Raw genomic sequence first — 16,142 nt, forward strand, 5'->3', positions numbered from 1 at the left:
CAAGGGATGGGTTCGCTATTTGATGTCACGGGCAAGACCGCCCTGGTTACCGGTGGCGCCACCGGCATTGGCGCCATGATCACCGAGGGACTCGTTCGGGCCGGTTGCCGTGTTTTCATTGCCTCGAGAAAAGCTGATGTACTGGTCCCGTTCGCCGAGCGAATGAACGAGATCGTCCCGGGCGCTGTGGTAAGCGTAAAAGCGGACTTGTCCTCAGAGGAGGGGACAGAGAATTTGGTTCAAGCCATAAGGCAAGAGACTGATCATGTTGATATTCTGATCAATAACAGCGGTGCGTCCTGGGGTGCGGATTTCGATGACTTTCCGCGCAGTGGCTGGGACAAGGTGCTCGGATTGAATGTCACAGCGCTGGCGGATCTGACGCGGGCCATGATGCCTCTGCTTGAACGCCGGGCGAGTTCTGACACGCCCAGCCGTGTCATCAATCTCGGATCCATCATGGGCACACGGGCAACGCCAAGCGTGACCAATAGTGTGGGTGCTTACAGCTATACTGTCAGCAAGGGCGCTGTGCACCACCTGACGCGTCTGTTCAGCAATGAGCTTGCTCCGCGCCATGTCACGGTCAACGCGATAGCACCGGGGCCGTTTCCCAGCCGGATGATGGCATTTGCAACAGACGAGCAGGAAAAACGCGAGGCACTCGCAAAGAATATTCCCCTTGGGCGTATTGGCGAGGCGGACGATGTTGTCGGAACAGTCATCTGGCTGTGCTCCCGCGCTGGAGCTTACATCACGGGCGCGATCATTCCGTTGGATGGCGGGATGTCAGCCTCAAGCTGACCAGGCCAGCGATGACCAGTCGATCAACCCAGCGCATTGCGGCCCAGCAACATGTTGACCCGGAGCTTCTGCCCTTCCTGCAGAGGATACCAACCGTGACATTTCACGCGGGTATTCTCGAGCGGATACGGTCCGCCCCACTGGCCTGGCCGGTTGATGTCGAGACTCTCCAGCATGTCGAGACACGCGGGTACCGCGTTCCCGGTGATATGCGCTGCACGGGACCTGTGCCGGTGCGTTATCACCGTCCCGCAGGCGTGGCGGGCGCTCTGCCAGCCATTCTGCATGTTCATGGTGGCGGGTTTGTCAGCGGCAGTGCAAAAGCGAGTGACGCGCGGTGTCGTCAATTGGCCTGGGCGCTGCAATGCGTGGTCATATCCGTGGATTATCGACTGGCGCCTGAAACGCGTTTCCCGGGCGCCTTGAATGATTGTCTGGCGGTGTTTGGATGGATGCATGAGCAGGCATCCGCCTTGCGTCTCGACCCGGCCGGCATCGGTTTGATGGGTGAGAGCGCTGGCGGGGGACTCGCAGCCGGGCTGGCCCTGTATCTGCGCGACCATGGCGGCCCGCTGCCGATATTCCAACATCTCATCTATCCAATGATCGATGACCGGACCTGTCTTCAGCCCAATAGCCGGCCGGGGGTCGGGGAATTCATCTGGACGCCGGAAAGCAATGACTACGGCTGGACCAGCTGGCTTGGTTCTGAACCGGGCAATGACGATGTCTCCTGCTATGCCGCAGCGGCCCGGGCGGTCGACCTGGCCGGGTTGCCGCCGACATTCATCCTCACCGGCGACCTCGATCTGTTTTGTGACGAAGATGTTGAATATGCGCGGCGCCTGGAGGCCGCGGGCGTTCCCGTCGAGCTTCACGTCTATCAAGGCTGCTTTCATGCCTTCGACTGTGCCGGGGGCGCGGATGTCGCAAGGCGAGCGCGGGCCTGCAGTCTCAAAGCCCTGAGAGCGGCGATGAGAGCACACTCGGGTCCCTCCCAATCGCCCTTGCCGCTCACCTGAGCCGTTGAAGTTCGAAAATGTTCCAAGGAAACATGTCCATGTCCTCTCCCCTGATTTCCCGTGACCTGCTCGAGTTCCAGCTTTTTGACTGGCTTCAGATCGACAAGAATGCCGCCGTGGATCGCGACACTGCGTTGGCCATCCTCGATATGGCTGGCCGGCTCGCGAGCGACGCGTTTCTGACCCACTACAGAAAGGCAGATGAGCACGAGCCAGTATTGGAGGGTGGCCGTGCGCGTGTTTTGCCCGAAGTCGCGAGGGCGCTGCATCAGTATGCAGAGCTGGGACTATTCGGTGCCAGTTTTCCGGAAGAGCATGGTGGACTGGGGCTTCCCGGCGCGCTTGCGTCCGGAATTCAGGCGATTTTTGCGTCTGCCAATGTCGCCACATCCGGCTATGCGTTGCTGACCGCGGCGAACGCCCGGTTGATCAGCGAGTTTGGCTCACCTGAACAGGTGAATACATTTGCATTGCCCCAGATCGAGGGGCGATGGTTTGGCACAATGTGCCTGTCCGAGCCGCAGGCCGGGTCCAGCCTTGGTGATATCACCTCGCGGGCGGTTTTTGATGCGGATGACGGCTTGGGGACACGCTATCGCATCACTGGCAACAAGATGTGGATATCCGGCGGTGATCAGGACATCAGCGAAAATATCGTCCATCTGGTGTTGGCCAAGGCGGCTGCACCTGGGGTCGATCTGCCGTCCGGCACCCGGGGAATCTCGTTGTTCATCGTGCCCAAGATTCTGCCGGATGGGTCCAGGAATGATATCGCCATCGCCGGTCTGAATCACAAGATGGGTAACCGGGGCACAACAAACTGCCTTTTGAATTTCGGTGAGCAAGACGGTGCGGTTGGCTGGCGCGTTGGCGGCGAGGGCGAGGGGCTGGCGCAAATGTTCATGATGATGAATGAGGCGCGGATCGGCGTTGGTATTGGTGCCGCTGCACTGGGGTATCGCGGATACAGGCACGCGGTCACTTACGCTAAGGAGCGCAAACAGGGGCGCAGGCTCGGCGAGTCCTCGACCGGAGCGGTTGCGATTATCGACCATCCGGACGTTCGCCGGATGTTGCTGCAGCAGAAAAGCTATTCCGAGATAGCGCTCGCTATTTGTCTCTATTGTGCGCATCTTCAGGGACAATCGGACGATGAGGCCCGAAGTCTTCTTGGGCTGCTGACCCCTGTCGCGAAAAGCTGGCCATCGGAGTTCTGTTTGGTCGCCAATGATCTGGCAATCCAGGTCCATGGTGGTTACGGCTACACGCGAGATTTTGATGTTGAGCAGGTGTGGCGAGACAATCGTCTGAACGCGATCCATGAGGGAACGGCCGGAATCCAGGCCCTTGATCTGCTTGGGCGCAAGATCTTGCGGTCTGATGGCGCAGCGTTGCACGGTCTGAAGTCCCGAATAGCCGATACAATCCATCAGGCCAGTACGCGTGATACGTTTGTGGACCAGGCGGACCGGCTGGGCAGTTACTGGGAGCAGGTTGAAGCGGTGACGCAACGACTCAGCGAACGTCCCGGGGCCGGCGCCTATAATGACGCAACCATGTTTCTCAGGGCGTTTGGTCATGGTGTTGCCGCCTGGTTATGGCTCGATCTCGCTTTGCGTGCTGAGCAGATGCCAGGCGCGGCCGCTTGTGCCGGATACGCGGAAGTGTTGCGGTACTTCTACGAGAGCGAGCTACCCATTGCTCGTGCGTGGCTCGATGTGGTCGATACCCACGCCTGTGTACACGCGGCGGCCCCTGCCGCCGTTTTTGATTAGAGAGCAGTCGAGACCAGTCCGCTTTGGTCTGACAGCACCAGGTCAGGTCAGGTCATTTCCGTGCGGATATGTTTGGCCAGATGTTCGAGCGTGGCCTCGCTGGCGATCCAGTGTTCGCTGAAAAGTCCGTTGCTGCCGAACAGGGCGCTTGCGATTCCCGCATGACCCGCGCTTTGCCAGGCGCGAGCCAGTTGATCCCGCATCGGGTCATCGACCTCCCAGGACGTGCCGCGGACATACAGGATCCAGCCGGCCAGCGCCTGCAGGAGAGCCGGGCTGTCACGTCCGGCTTCCTGGTGGACTGACAAGGTGCTGAGCCAGCGTTGCGGAATCTTCTGGGATCCGTCCATCGCAATCTGGACCAGGCGATGGGGAAGGGCCGGGTTGGCAAAACGCGCGTCCAGCTCGTCGGCATAGTGCGACAGGTTCTGGCCGGGTGCCGGGCTGAAGCTGGTGGCGGCCTCTTCGCGCATCAGGCGTCGGGCCAGAGGCCCCACTTGCGGGTCTGCGATCGCCTCGGAAACGAGGCTCAGGCCTTTTGCCAGGCCGAGATAGGCGAGGGCGGAATGGGCTCCGTTGAGCATTCGCAGTTTGGCGGTTTCATAGGGCGCGACATCGCTGACCAGCTCGGCGCCATGCTGCTCCCATCCCGGCCGGGACCCGACGAAGTCATCCTCGATGATCCATTGACTGAAGGGTTCGGTGAAGACCGCGCCCGAATCCTCGAGGCCGAACGTCTCGCTCAGCATCCTGCGGTCGGCGTCCGTGGTTGCCGGCACGATCCTGTCGACCATGGATGACGGGAAGCGGCAAGTGCGTCGCGCCCAGTCGGCGAGTGATGGGTCATACTGTTCCAGGAAGTCGTTGAGCGAACGGGCGAGGCTCTTGCCATTGTCCGCCATGTTGTCGCAACTCAGCAGGGTGAGGCCGCCAGCGGATGCCTGCCGTCGCCTGTGCAGGCCGGCGGCAAGAAAGCCAAAAATCGTGGTGGGCCCCGAATGAGCGAGGTCGGCCGCGATCGCCGGCGCATTCATGTCGAGCCCACCGCCAGCGGATTGGTGGTATCCTTTCTCGGTCACAGTCAGCGTGACAATCCGCGTTGCCGTTGAGGCGAGGGCCCCGATGATGGCCGCGGGGTCTTCCGGCGCGACCAGGACGTCGGCGATCGCGCCAATCACACGAACTTCCGGGCGGGCCTCACTTTTCGTGGTGACCGTGTACAGCCCGTCCTGGGGATTGAGCTGATCGCGGACAGAGGGGCTGCGCAGGGAAACGCCCATGATGCGCCAGTTGCGCTCTCCCGCATTCATCGCCGCATCGGTGTAAACCGCCTGATGGGCGCGGTGGAATGCACCAACGCCCAGATGAACGATGCCGCAAGCGTGTTGCGACGGGATATAGGCGGGACGACGCGCCTGGGCCGGCAGGCGGTCGAGTGCGGAAAGGTTGAGCTTCATTGATATATGACACCGGTTACCTTCATCCAGAATAGCCGATATCCCCGGGCTCGCAATGGGTCCGGATCCGGCATGACAGCTTGCGTGTCAGTCGATGGGAACGCGCAGGCGGCAGCCATTGCTGCGCCGCAGCAAGGAAAGTTTGAAAAACAAATTGCCACCGGTGTCATTGTTGTGCAGCATGGTCTCGATCCAAACTGGTCCGGCCGCGTTCAGTTTCAGCGTCGTTTGAAACTGGATCGGTCGAGACAAAAATGCTACCGGTGTCATAGCGAGTCGCCTGGCACTGCTTCGGGGTCGAGATATCACACGCGGACCGGAAACCGGCCGCTGCGGGGAGGAAATGATGAGACGTTCAAATATGCCAACAGGCAAGCTGCGCCTTCTGGCCGGCTGTGCCACTGCCAGCCTCGTGTTGGGAGCCACTCTGGGCTCGGCCGCTCAGGCACAAGAGAGCGACGTGATTGTCGTGCAGGGTTTCAGAAGCAGTTTGGCGCAGGCGCTCGATGTGAAGCGCGATTCAAACGGGGTTGTCGATGCGATTGTGGCAGAGGATATCGCCGCATTTCCCGACCTGAACCTCGCCGAGTCAATTCAGCGCATCCCGGGCATCTCGATCAATCGTGTGGCTGGTGAGGGGCGCCAGATCACGGTTCGCGGTCTCGGTGCCGATTTCACCCGTGTCCGCATCAACGGTATGGAAGCGCTGTCCACGACTGGCGGTTCTGATGCTTCGGGCGGGTCAAACCGCGGCCGTGGTTTCGACTTCAATACATTCGCGTCGGACCTCTTCAACCAGATCCGCGTCACCAAGACGACCTCGGCTTCCATGGATGAGGGCTCGCTGGGTGCAACTGTTGATCTGCGCACAGCCCGGCCGTTCGACTATGGCGAGGGTCTGACCGCAGCCTTCTCAGGCCAGATCGGCTATAATAGCCTGTCCGAGGAAGCCAGTCCCCGTCTGGCCGGCCTTATGTCCTGGGTCAATCCGGACGAGACGTTTGGCGCAAACCTGTCAGTCGCGTTCTCGGACCGCACGATTATCGAGGAAGGTTTCTCGACCGTCCGCTGGCAGGATGGGAATTTCCGGTCCGTGAACGGTGCCGCCTGCCCGGCCGGTCCGGATTGTGCGAGCATCGATACCAACTCCCGGGTCTATCACCCACGCATTCCGCGCTATGGTCGCCTGACCAATGAGCAGGAGCGCCTGGGGATTACGGGGGGTCTGCAATTCCGCCCGAGCGAACGCACCACGGTATCGCTGGATGCGTTGTACTCCAGCTTCGACGCCACCCGGACAGAAAACTTCCTGGAAGTGTTCTTCCGCAGCCAGGAGGGTCAGATCGATGTCAATTCTGTGACCCTCAACAGCGGCTTGAACATCATGGACTCGGGTACGTTCGACATCAGCGCCAATTCAAATGGCACCCACCCGATCCGCTCGGAAGGCCGGTATGACGAGCTGTCGACGGAATTCACCCAGTTCACCCTGAATGTGGATCATGACTTCTCTGATCGCCTGCGCGGCAACTTCCTCGCCGGAACGGTGACCTCTGATTTCGATAATCCAATCCAGACAACCATCCTGTTTGATGCTGTCGGTGATGTGACGGGCTACTCCTACGATTTCCGCAACAACATCAATACGCCTGCGATTGATTTCGGGTCTCTCGACGTGACGGATCCGAGCCAGTTTGCCTTCACCGAAATCCGGGATCGGCCTCAGTCGGTCAGCAACAGCTTCGACACCTTCTCGGCCAGCCTCGAGTTTGATGCGGATGAAACCTGGACCCTGTCCGGTGGGATCAATTTCAAACAGTATGACTTTGAAAGCCGTGAAGCGCGCCGCGAAAGCACCAACGGATCTATCGTCTGTGCTCTCCCGGGTGTCTCCTGCCCGGCCGGGGCAACCGGTCTGCCGATTACGGCCGGCCTGTTCACGACCCTGACGGGTTTCGGTAATGATCTCGGCATGCCAACCGGCAACGACACCGCTTGGATTGTTCCAAACATTCAGGCGGCTGCAGCGGCGGCCGGTATTTACAACATCCCCGGAACGGTTCGGTCCGGCAATCAGCGGGCAGTGAGCGAGGAAGACCTCGGGGCGTTCTTCCAGGCTGACTTCAATACGCAACTCGGCGATATTCCGGTTCGTGGTGATGTCGGTGTCCGCTATGTCGAAACGACAACGACTGCGACGGGCCTGGTCAGCGGTACGGAAGTCACGGTCGAGCGCAGCTATGAAGACACTCTGCCGTCTCTCAACCTGACTTTCGAGATGACCGAAGATTTCCTGATCCGCTTTGGTGTTGCCAAGGTGATGGCGCGTCCTTCACTGGGCAATCTCACACCCGGTGGCTCGCTGGACAGCTTCAACGGACCTCCCTTCCGCTACAATGCCGGTAATCCGGGTCTCGATCCCTATCGGGCGACCACCTATGACGCGTCGTTCGAATGGTATTTCGACAATGAAGCCCTCTTCGCTGTCAGCCTCTTCTACAAGGATGTGTCCAGCTTCTTCACCTCCTCCCAGTCGGTTGAGGTTGCGTTCAGCCAGTCCGGTCTGCCGGCCAATCTTCCGCCGGCCTCGAGCCCGCTGTTCAATCTGATCCAGGCTGGCGGTGATCCGCTTGTCGAAATCAGCCAGGTCTCAAACGGGGGCAGTGCCTCGGTGCAGGGCTTTGAAGTGGCCTACCAACAGCCCTTCACCTTCCTGCCGGAGCCGTTCCACAATTTCGGCTTCCAGGGCAACTACACCTATGTCGACAGTGACGAGATCATCGGCTTCTCGCCGAACGCCTACAACGCCACTCTCTACTATGAGAATGAGCGGCTCTCGGCGCGGATCTCCTCAGCCTATCGTGATGCCTATGTCACGCGACGGGCGAGCTCGAGCACGGGCCGTGACGAACGCGGCGTCGACTCCAGCTTCAACCTCGATTTCGCCTCGTCCTACATGGTCAATGACATGATCGACCTGACCTTTGAGGCGATCAATCTGACCGATGAGTTCGAGCAACAGATCTTCGATGCGGGCAATCTGCCCAACGTCTATCATCACACGGGTACCGAATTCCTGTTCGGAATTCGCGCCACTTTCTAGTCGGCGGGACTATCCGGAACTCAAAATGGCCCGGCGCAGTTTCGACTGCGCCGGGCCGTATTGTTTGCGGCGGAGGTCGGCATGAAGACATGGTTGTCCTGGACGCTGGGCGCGATCTCGGTGGTGTGTGGGGGTTGGACCGCAGAGGCCCAACATCGCAATCCGGATGCCCAGATCGTCATCTGGGGGCATCTTGGCGCGCCAGGCACGGCGGAAATCGAATCCCGCCTTGAAGAGGTGATCACGGAGCGGTCCGGGGAGCCCGACCGAATTCGCGATCGTTATGCCGTCGGGATCACGCAGCCCCGGCTGCTTGTTTTCCAGCCGGAACGGCCGAACGGCGCAGCCCTGCTCTTGCTGCCCGGGGGCGGCTATCAGCGCGTGGTGATCGACAAGGAAGGCATCGAGAGTGCGGAGCGCTTCAATCAGGCGGGCGTGACCGTGTTTGTTCTGCTCTACCGCCTGCCTGATGAAGGTCATGAGCAGGGGCAGAATGTTCCCTTGCAGGATGCCCAGCGAGCGCTGCGCCTGATCCGGTCCGGCGCCGTGGATGCGACCGTCGATCCGGCGAGGGTTGGCGTCATCGGATTCTCGGCCGGCGGCCATCTGGCGGGGTCGCTGGCGACCCGCTTCGATGCCGGCGTCTACGATCAGCGCGACACCGTGGATGACGTCCCGGCCCGCCCGGACTTTGCCGTGCTGGTCTATCCGGTCAGCCGGATGAGTGGACCGGCTGTCCATACAGGATCAAGGAACCGGCTGATCGGCGAGCATCCGGATCCCGCGACGGTGGCGACCCACGACCTCGTTTCAGCAGCGAGGTCCGACGCGCCGCCCCTTTTCCTGCTCCATGCCGCCGACGATTTGGCGGTGCCGGTCGAGAACTCGCTGGACCTGTTCAGGGCCAATCGCGCACGTGGGGTGCCCGTCGAGATGCATGTTTTTGCTGAGGGCGGACACGGCTTTGGCATCCGTTTCGCTGAAGGCCTGCCAGTCGGCGACTGGCCGGACCTGGTGCTCGCCTGGATGGAGCGTGGCGGTTTTCTGGCTGACTAGCCGTCAGGTTCCCGGCTGGACATAGGGCACGCTGGCGAACAATTCCCGTTCAGCGCCTCGCGGGTCGTTTTCCATCCGGGGCGGCCAATCGAAGATCATCGTCTCCCGATCCGGCAATGTGTAGCGCGGCCAGTCGGGCAGAGCCGCATGTTGGGGTGAGCCGGTGCGGGCGAGCGCGATCAGGGATTCGCTCATCAAGGCGGCCATGTTGCGGGCCGTCTCGCCATCGCCGGGCAGGGCGCCCTCGACGGCCGTGTTGTCGAAGACAAGAGGGATATCAAAGGTGTGCGGCGCATGCGGGTTGCCGAAATCGAGCTGATAGACCCAGGTCGGTGAATCGGCTTTCGCGCGCTCCTCGGCCTCGATTATGGCGCCGCGCCAGGACCTCGCGGCGGTCGTCGCGGCATAGAAGACCGCCTCTGGCGAGCGCTCCGGATAGAGCGCTCGGTAGCGGGCAATCACTGTTTCCGGCCGGATATCGACCCGCATGTTCGGGATCAGGAGCTCCGGCAGATCCGCCCAGTCGAGATTTTCGAATTGGGGACCGCGCAGGAAGGCACGGGTCTCGTCATGGGTATTGCCGATGATCATCGGGATGTGGCGCGATTGCGGTGCCACATCCGGATAGAAAGGGTGCCGCGGCAGCACAACGTCATCCTTCACCGGGCCGAAATAGACACGGCCATAGGGCAGTACCGGATCGTCGGCGCCAAGCGCCTCAACCAGTAGCTCCATCGGCATGTCGAGCAGCTGCGACCCACGTGAGTCATCCAGTCCGAGCGCGGCGAGATAGGCCCGTGCGCGCGCTGTTGCATTGCCCGGCCCGGACGCCGTCACCTGCTGGCCGCTCATGGTGGCCGCGCTGTGGAAAAGACCATCCGCAACCGGTGTTGCCATCAGGCTGGCGATCTTGGCGCCGCCGCCGGATTGGCCGAACACCATGACGCGATTTGGGTCACCGCCGAACCGGGCCGCATTGTCGCGGACCCATTCCAGCGCCAGGACGAGGTCCAGCTGGCCGGCATTGCCTGAGGCAGCAAAGTCCGACCCGAGCAGGCGTTGGAGATAGAGATAGCCAAAGGCGTTGAGGCGATGATTGACCGTGATGACGACGACATCGCCGCGCTGGCAAAGTCGCGTGCCGTCATAGAGCGGCGAGGAGCCGGACCCGGCCGCATAGGCGCCGCCATGGAAATAGACCATGACCGGCCGCGCCGCGTCGCTTTCAAGTCCGGGGGTCCAGACATTGAGGAAGAGACAGTCTTCCGACTGGTTTTCTTCAGTGCCACGCTGGGGAGAGGCGGCTGCGTACTCCGTCGCGTCGCGGGTTTCGGTCCACCCGGCCGGTCGAACCGGCGGGCGAAAGCGCCTCGGGGCCGTATCGGCGCCGTAGCGGATGCCGAGAAAGCGGTGAATATTGTCCTCGATGGTGCCGCGCACTGGCCCGTTCGAGGTTGTGACAACGGGGTCGCCGCGCTGAGCGCGTCCGGCCCCGGTCGCGCCCAGGCCTCCGGCACTGCCCGCGGCGAGAAGAAGCGTACGTCGGTTGAGGGAAAGGGTCATCGCGTCACGCCGGCATGGCTGCTGTGGATTGCTTGCTCGATTTCGGCCAGACGCGCCATGGAGGCGTCGCCAGGTGTTGTCATGGCGAGCGCGCCATGCGCCGCCCCATACTCGACCGCATCAGCCGGATCCTTGCCGGACAACAGGGCCCAGCACACCCCGGATGCGAAGGCGTCGCCGCCGCCCACGCGATCGAATATCGCAAGCCCTGGCCTGGGGCGCGACAGGTGGAATTTTCCATCCGCATGAATGAGCGCGGACCAGTCATTCGTGTTTGCTGTATGGGCTGTTCGGCTGGTCGTGGCGACCACGCGCAGATTGGGGAAGTCGCAGACAGCACTCTCGATGGCTGCGTGCGGGCTTCCCCCGGAGGGCGTGTCGCCAAGCCCTTCCGCGCCGAGAAGGACGTCCACATACGGCGCAATCTTGCGATTGAGCGCCCGCGCCGCGTCCGATCCGCCGCGCGATGCCCATAGTGAGCTTCGGTAATTCAGGTCGTAAGACACGACCGCGCCGTGCTTGCGCGCTGCCGTGACGGCTTCCAACGTCAGTGCGGCCGTGCTGTCGCTCAAGGCGGCGAATATCCCGCCGGTGTGGAACCAGCGTACACCTTCTTCGCCGAACAAGTGCTCCCAGTCCACGTCACCAGGCCTGAGCGTCGAGGCGGCGCTGTGGCCGCGGTCAGACACACCCAATGCGGGGCGAAGGCCGAAGCCCCGTTCGACGAAATTGAGGCCGACGCGATTTTCCCGGCCTATGCCGTCGAAGTCGCGCCAAAGGATATGTGAGCCGTCGACGCCGCCCTGGCTGATGCAGTCCTCGACGAGCCAGCCGATATCGTTGCGCGGCAGGGCTGTGATGACCGTGGAGGACAGGTCAAAGCATTTCCGAGCAGCGCGGGCCAGATTGTATTCGCCGCCGCCCTCCCAGACCTGAAATTGGCGGGAATTGCGGATCCGACCCGCTCCGGGGTCGAACCGCAGCATGACTTCGCCGAGCGCCGCGACATCCCAGCGAACCGATCCGGCAGGCTTGATGGGGAGGAAAGGGTAGGTCATGTCCTGGCCTCAGAGGGTCACGCCGCCCTTCCACAGGGCGATCTGCCGCTCGTCATAGAGCTCATTGCGGGCACGCTTGCCGCCGGCGACATCAAGAATGGTCTGCCACAGGCGGGCCGCTGCATCATCCATGGGTTCGCCGTCGAGGACCGGGCCCGCGTCAAAATCAATCCAGTTTGGCTTGCTGGTTGCGAGGTCTGACCGCGTTGAAAGCTTCACGGTGGGTACCATGGTCCCCAGGGGCGTTCCCCGACCTGTCGTGAACAGGATTATCGTTGCACCTGCCGCCGCCATGGCGGTGGTTGACACAGCGTCATTGCCGGGCGCTTCCAGCAGGCTGAGCCCGGTGCGGCGCAATCTTTCGCCATAGGCGAGGACATCGACGACCGGCGCCCCTCCGGCTTTTTGAACGCCGCCCAATGACTTTTCCTCAAGTGTCGTGATGCCGCCCTCGATATTGCCGGGGGACGGATTGGCATGAACCGGCTCGCCATGCCCGATGAAGTAGCGTTTGAAACGGTTCATCAGGGCGCCAATTTCGGTATGAACTTCCCGCGAGATCGCGCGGTCCATGAGGATGTGCTCTGCGCCGAACATTTCAGGCACTTCGGTCAGGATCATACTGCCACCGGCGCCGTCCAGCCGGTCGGTGACACGGCCCAGAATCGGATTGGCGGTGAGGCCGGAAAAGGCATCCGAGCCGCCGCATTTCAGGCCGATGACAAGATCCGATACCGGGCAGGCTTCGCGTTGATCCATTGTCGCCATATGGCGAGCGATCTCGACGACGGCGGATATCCCGGCATCCAGTTCATCCTCGATGTCCTGGCAGGCGAAGGCCCTGACCCGCAAGGGGTCGGCATCGGGCATTGAATCCAGCAAGTCGCGGAATTGGTTCGATTCGCAGCCCAGCCCGACCAGCAACACCCCGCCCGCATTCGGGTTCTGGGCAAGGCCTGCCAGGATGGCGCGGGTCGCGTCCAGGTCATCGCCCAGTTGCGAGCAGCCGAACGGATGGGTGACCGCATGAACACCATCGACCTGGCCGCGCACCTGATTGGCCGCCATGCGCGCGATCCGTTCGGCCGTGCGATTGACGCAACCCACCATCGCGATCACCCAGATTTCATTACGAATTCCGACACGGCCATCAAATCTGCGATATCCCATGAAGGAGTCGGAAATCGACACTGTCGCGCCCGACGGATCCGGGTGGTGCGCTGAATAGGTATAGGTCTGCTCACCGTCGAGCGTGGTCTCCAGATTATGGCTGTGAACGTGGGCACCGGCAGGGATGTCGTGTCGGGCGCGTCCGACAACGGCGCCGTATTTGATCACGGGTCGGCCTGCCGAAATGTCGGTCAGCGCGAATTTGTGTCCAGCCGGTATGGGATCGACGAGCCGGGGAAGGCCGACAGCCGGACGCTCACCCTTGACCAGCATCGATGTGGCGACGCCGACGGTGTCCTCAGGGTGGACGACCAGCCCTTGGTTGGTGGCAGTTTTTTCAGCGACACTCATGTGCTCTCTCACCCTTGCCTGCCTTAATGGTAACCGGTGTCATTTTGTCCGGAAAGAGAAAACTTCATCCCGTGTCCTTGCGCGTTGGAAACGCATGACAAGCAAGGAGATGTCCTGTAGTGGACATTTCGGTGGCATGTCGCTGCGGGGGATTTTCCGGATGAATGATGGCCAGAAGCCTGACGACGCGGAGCCAGCAAAAAGCCTGCGCGACGAGTTCAAGGACCGTCGCCCGACGATCAATGATGTCGCCCGCCTGACCGGCGTTTCCAAGAAGACCGTTTCGCGGGTCATCAACAAATCCCCGGCGGTGAAGGAAAACACCCGCGAGGACATCCTGCGGGTGATGCATGAAATTGGATATGCGCCAGATCCGCAGGCGCGTGGACTGGCGTTTCGGCGATCCTTCCTGATCGGCATGATCTACGACAACCCGAACCCGCAATATGTCGTCAACATGCAGCAAGGCCTGTTGGACGGGATGCGCGGCACCGGGTTCGAGCTGGTTGTGCACCCCTGCGACCGCGCCAGCGAAACCTTCCTTGTTGATGTGCGCAACTTCGTGGAGCGACAAAAGCTCTATGGCGTCATCCTGACGCCGTCTGTGTCCGAGGATGAGCGGGTTCCGCCCATTCTCCGCCAGATTGGCTGCGAGTTCATTCGGATCGCATCGGTGTCACTGGATGAACCCGAGCACATGATCGTGTCCCATGACCATCTTGGTGGCGCGGCAGCCGGCCGCCACCTCGCAGAGCTCGGACATACGCGGATCGGATTCATCTCGGGTCGCGAAAGCTTCAGGTCGTCGCACGAGCGGCGCCGTGGGCTGGAGGAATCGCTGAAGCAGGCCGGCCTGTCCCTGGACGAGGACCTGGTCGCGTCAGGGGCCTATACATTCGAATCCGGCTTTGAATGCGCCATCGACCTGCTGCAGCGCCCAAAACGCCCCACGGCAATTTTTGCGGCGAATGACGAGATGGCGGCCGGCGTCCTGCAGGCGGCACGGACGCTTGATATCAGGGTGCCCGATGCGCTGTCCGTTGTCGGTTTCGACAATTTCCAGCTCGCTGAGCGCCTCTGGCCGCGCCTGACGACCGTCCACACGCCGACGCGGGAAATTGGGCGGCGGGCGTCGACCAAATTGGTCAATCCCCAGTCCGCGGTGGAGATCGAACGCGATGACCCGAGGGCCCTGCCCAGCCTGGTTATCCGCGATACGACGTCGCCGCCAATCTAGTCCAGTCCCGGCCAAGCCTCTTCGGATTGACTGATCAAGTCGATCGGTCGCAGCTTGCAGTTCACAATGACACCGGTTACCTTCGCCTCTCACACCGCGCACCAGATTGCTTGCAATAATGTCCACGCCATCATTTTTTCACGAGGATCGTCTGTTTCCTGCGGACACGGCCGTGCGCGGAATTGCCCGCGAATTGTACGCATCTGTACGTGACCTGCCGATTATCTCGCCGCACGGCCACACCGATCCGCGCTGGTTCGCCAGCAATGAGGCCTTCGAGAGCCCGACGGCGCTACTGCTGGCGCCAGATCACTATGTATTCCGCATGCTCTACAGCCAGGGCATTCGGTTGGCGGATCTGGCGATACCGGATCGCGGCGGCGTCCCGGCCACGGACCCACGCGCCGCCTGGCGCCTGTTCGCGGAGAATTTTCACCTTTTCCGCGGCACGCCATCATCACTCTGGCTGGGACACGTGCTGATCGAGGTTTTTGGTATCCAGGACCGCCTGGATGCCTCCACGGCAGACGCCGCCTACGACGCTATCGATGCCGCACTCAAGACCCCGGATTTCCGCCCGCGCGCCTTGTTTGACCGCTTCAATATCGAAGTGCTCGCCACGACGGAATCGCCGGTGGATACACTTGACCATCACCACGCCATCGCCGGGTCGAACTGGGGTGGCAGGGTGGTTACCGCCTATCGCCCGGATTGCGTGATCGACGCCGATCATGAGGACTTCTTTGCCTCGCTTGAGGCATTCGGTGACGTGACCGGTGAGGACGTGTTTCGCTGGGACGGATATTTGGCGGCGCACCGCCAGCGCCGCGTGGACTTCATGGCCGCGGGCGCGACTTCGACCGATCATGGTCACCCAACCGCTCGCACCGCGGATCTCGACCCGGGCGAGGCGAAGGCCTTGTTTGACCGCTTGGTCAGCCGTCAGGGCCGCGAGGGTGATGCCGAATTGTTCCGGGCCCAGATGTTGACCGAGATGGCGGCCATGAGCCTCGAAGACGGTCTGGTCATGCAGCTGCATCCTGGCTCATTCCGCAATCACAATGGCCCGTTGTTCAACTCGCACGGTCGCGACAAGGGGGCCGACATTCCGGTCCGCACCGAATATGTCGAGGCATTGCGCCCATTGCTCAATCGCTTCGGCAATGAACCGGATTTCGGGCTCATCGCGTTCACGCTCGATGAGACGACCTATGCACGCGAGCTGGCGCCACTGGCGGGTCACTATCCCGCGATGAAACTGGGTCCGGCCTGGTGGTTCCATGACAGCCCGGAAGGGATGATGCGCTTCCGTGAGCAGACCACCGAAACCGCCGGTTTCTACAACACGGTCGGTTTCAATGATGATACCCGGGCCTTCCTCTCCATCCCGGCACGGCACGATGTCGCCCGACGGGTGGATTGCGCCTTTCTGGCCCGCCTTGTGGCCGAGCATCGGCTCGCGCTCGATGAGGCCCATGAGACAGCACGCGATCTCGCCTACCACCTGGCGAAACGCGCCTACAAACTAGAAGCTTCCAGCTGAGAC

At 61.7% G+C, this 16,142-nt stretch carries 12 protein-coding genes; 7 read left to right on the forward strand and 5 right to left on the reverse strand.

Translation table 11 applies throughout. The features are described from left to right. Positions 1–6: 6 nt before the first annotated feature. The 3 genes from JXQ94_RS10950 to JXQ94_RS10960 all read left to right on the forward strand — a co-directional run bounded on the left by JXQ94_RS10950 (position 7) and on the right by JXQ94_RS10960 (position 3,601). On the forward strand, positions 7–804 hold the full coding sequence (locus JXQ94_RS10950; protein ID WP_421923824.1) for an SDR family oxidoreductase: 798 nt from the start codon (positions 7–9) through the stop codon (positions 802–804). A 95-nt stretch (positions 805–899) separates the two neighbouring features. After that, positions 900–1,826 carry an alpha/beta hydrolase gene (locus JXQ94_RS10955; protein ID WP_421923825.1) on the forward strand — a complete coding sequence of 309 codons (927 nt, stop codon included), beginning with the start codon at positions 900–902 and terminating at the stop codon, positions 1,824–1,826. A 32-nt stretch (positions 1,827–1,858) separates the two neighbouring features. Next, the gene (locus JXQ94_RS10960; RefSeq protein ID WP_421923826.1) at positions 1,859–3,601 is read left to right on the forward strand and encodes an acyl-CoA dehydrogenase; all 1,743 of its coding nucleotides are present in this window, start codon (positions 1,859–1,861) and stop codon (positions 3,599–3,601) included. Between the two features lie 47 nt (positions 3,602–3,648). Here the strand turns inward: JXQ94_RS10960 and JXQ94_RS10965 are convergent, their stop codons facing one another. Continuing rightward, positions 3,649–5,058, reverse strand: a complete 1,410-nt coding sequence (locus JXQ94_RS10965) for a mannitol dehydrogenase family protein (protein WP_421923827.1) — start codon at positions 5,056–5,058, stop codon at positions 3,649–3,651. Positions 5,059–5,145: 87 nt separating this feature from the next. Beyond that, a complete protein-coding gene (locus JXQ94_RS10970) occupies positions 5,146–5,328 on the reverse strand; it encodes a hypothetical protein (protein WP_421923828.1) in 183 nt (60 codons plus the stop codon). Between the two features lie 73 nt (positions 5,329–5,401). Here JXQ94_RS10970 and JXQ94_RS10975 point away from each other — a divergent pair, with 73 nt between their 5' ends. Together JXQ94_RS10975 and JXQ94_RS10980 are read left to right on the forward strand one after the other, a co-directional pair. Further along, entirely contained in the window at positions 5,402–8,161 is a 2,760-nt protein-coding gene (locus JXQ94_RS10975) for a TonB-dependent receptor (protein WP_421923829.1), read from the forward strand. Positions 8,162–8,242: 81 nt separating this feature from the next. Further along, a complete protein-coding gene (locus JXQ94_RS10980) occupies positions 8,243–9,217 on the forward strand; it encodes an alpha/beta hydrolase (RefSeq protein WP_421923830.1) in 975 nt (324 codons plus the stop codon). Between the two features lie 3 nt (positions 9,218–9,220). Here the strand turns inward: JXQ94_RS10980 and JXQ94_RS10985 are convergent, their stop codons facing one another. Genes JXQ94_RS10985 through JXQ94_RS10995 form a run of 3 tightly spaced genes read right to left on the reverse strand, consistent with a single transcriptional unit; the run spans position 9,221 to position 13,359 of the window. Then, a complete protein-coding gene (locus JXQ94_RS10985; RefSeq protein WP_421923831.1) occupies positions 9,221–10,780 on the reverse strand; it encodes a carboxylesterase/lipase family protein in 1,560 nt (519 codons plus the stop codon). Next, complete coding sequence (locus JXQ94_RS10990) at positions 10,777–11,838, reverse strand: PfkB family carbohydrate kinase (RefSeq protein WP_421923832.1); 1,062 nt, start codon at positions 11,836–11,838, stop codon at positions 10,777–10,779. Before JXQ94_RS10990 ends, JXQ94_RS10985 begins: the two co-directional genes overlap by 4 nt. Before the next feature lie 9 nt (positions 11,839–11,847). After that, complete coding sequence (locus JXQ94_RS10995; RefSeq protein WP_421923833.1) at positions 11,848–13,359, reverse strand: UxaA family hydrolase; 1,512 nt, start codon at positions 13,357–13,359, stop codon at positions 11,848–11,850. Positions 13,360–13,519: 160 nt separating this feature from the next. On the opposite strand from JXQ94_RS10995, the gene JXQ94_RS11000 reads away from it, so the two are divergent. Next, positions 13,520–14,596, forward strand: a complete 1,077-nt coding sequence (locus JXQ94_RS11000; protein WP_421924116.1) for a LacI family DNA-binding transcriptional regulator — start codon at positions 13,520–13,522, stop codon at positions 14,594–14,596. A 118-nt stretch (positions 14,597–14,714) separates the two neighbouring features. Continuing rightward, positions 14,715–16,139 carry a glucuronate isomerase gene (uxaC, locus tag JXQ94_RS11005; RefSeq protein WP_421923834.1) on the forward strand — a complete coding sequence of 475 codons (1,425 nt, stop codon included), beginning with the start codon at positions 14,715–14,717 and terminating at the stop codon, positions 16,137–16,139. The last annotated feature ends 3 nt before the right edge of the window (positions 16,140–16,142 follow it).

Source organism: Maricaulis maris (assembly GCF_049116555.1).
Taxonomy (GTDB): Bacteria; Pseudomonadota; Alphaproteobacteria; order Caulobacterales; family Maricaulaceae; genus Maricaulis; species Maricaulis maris_C.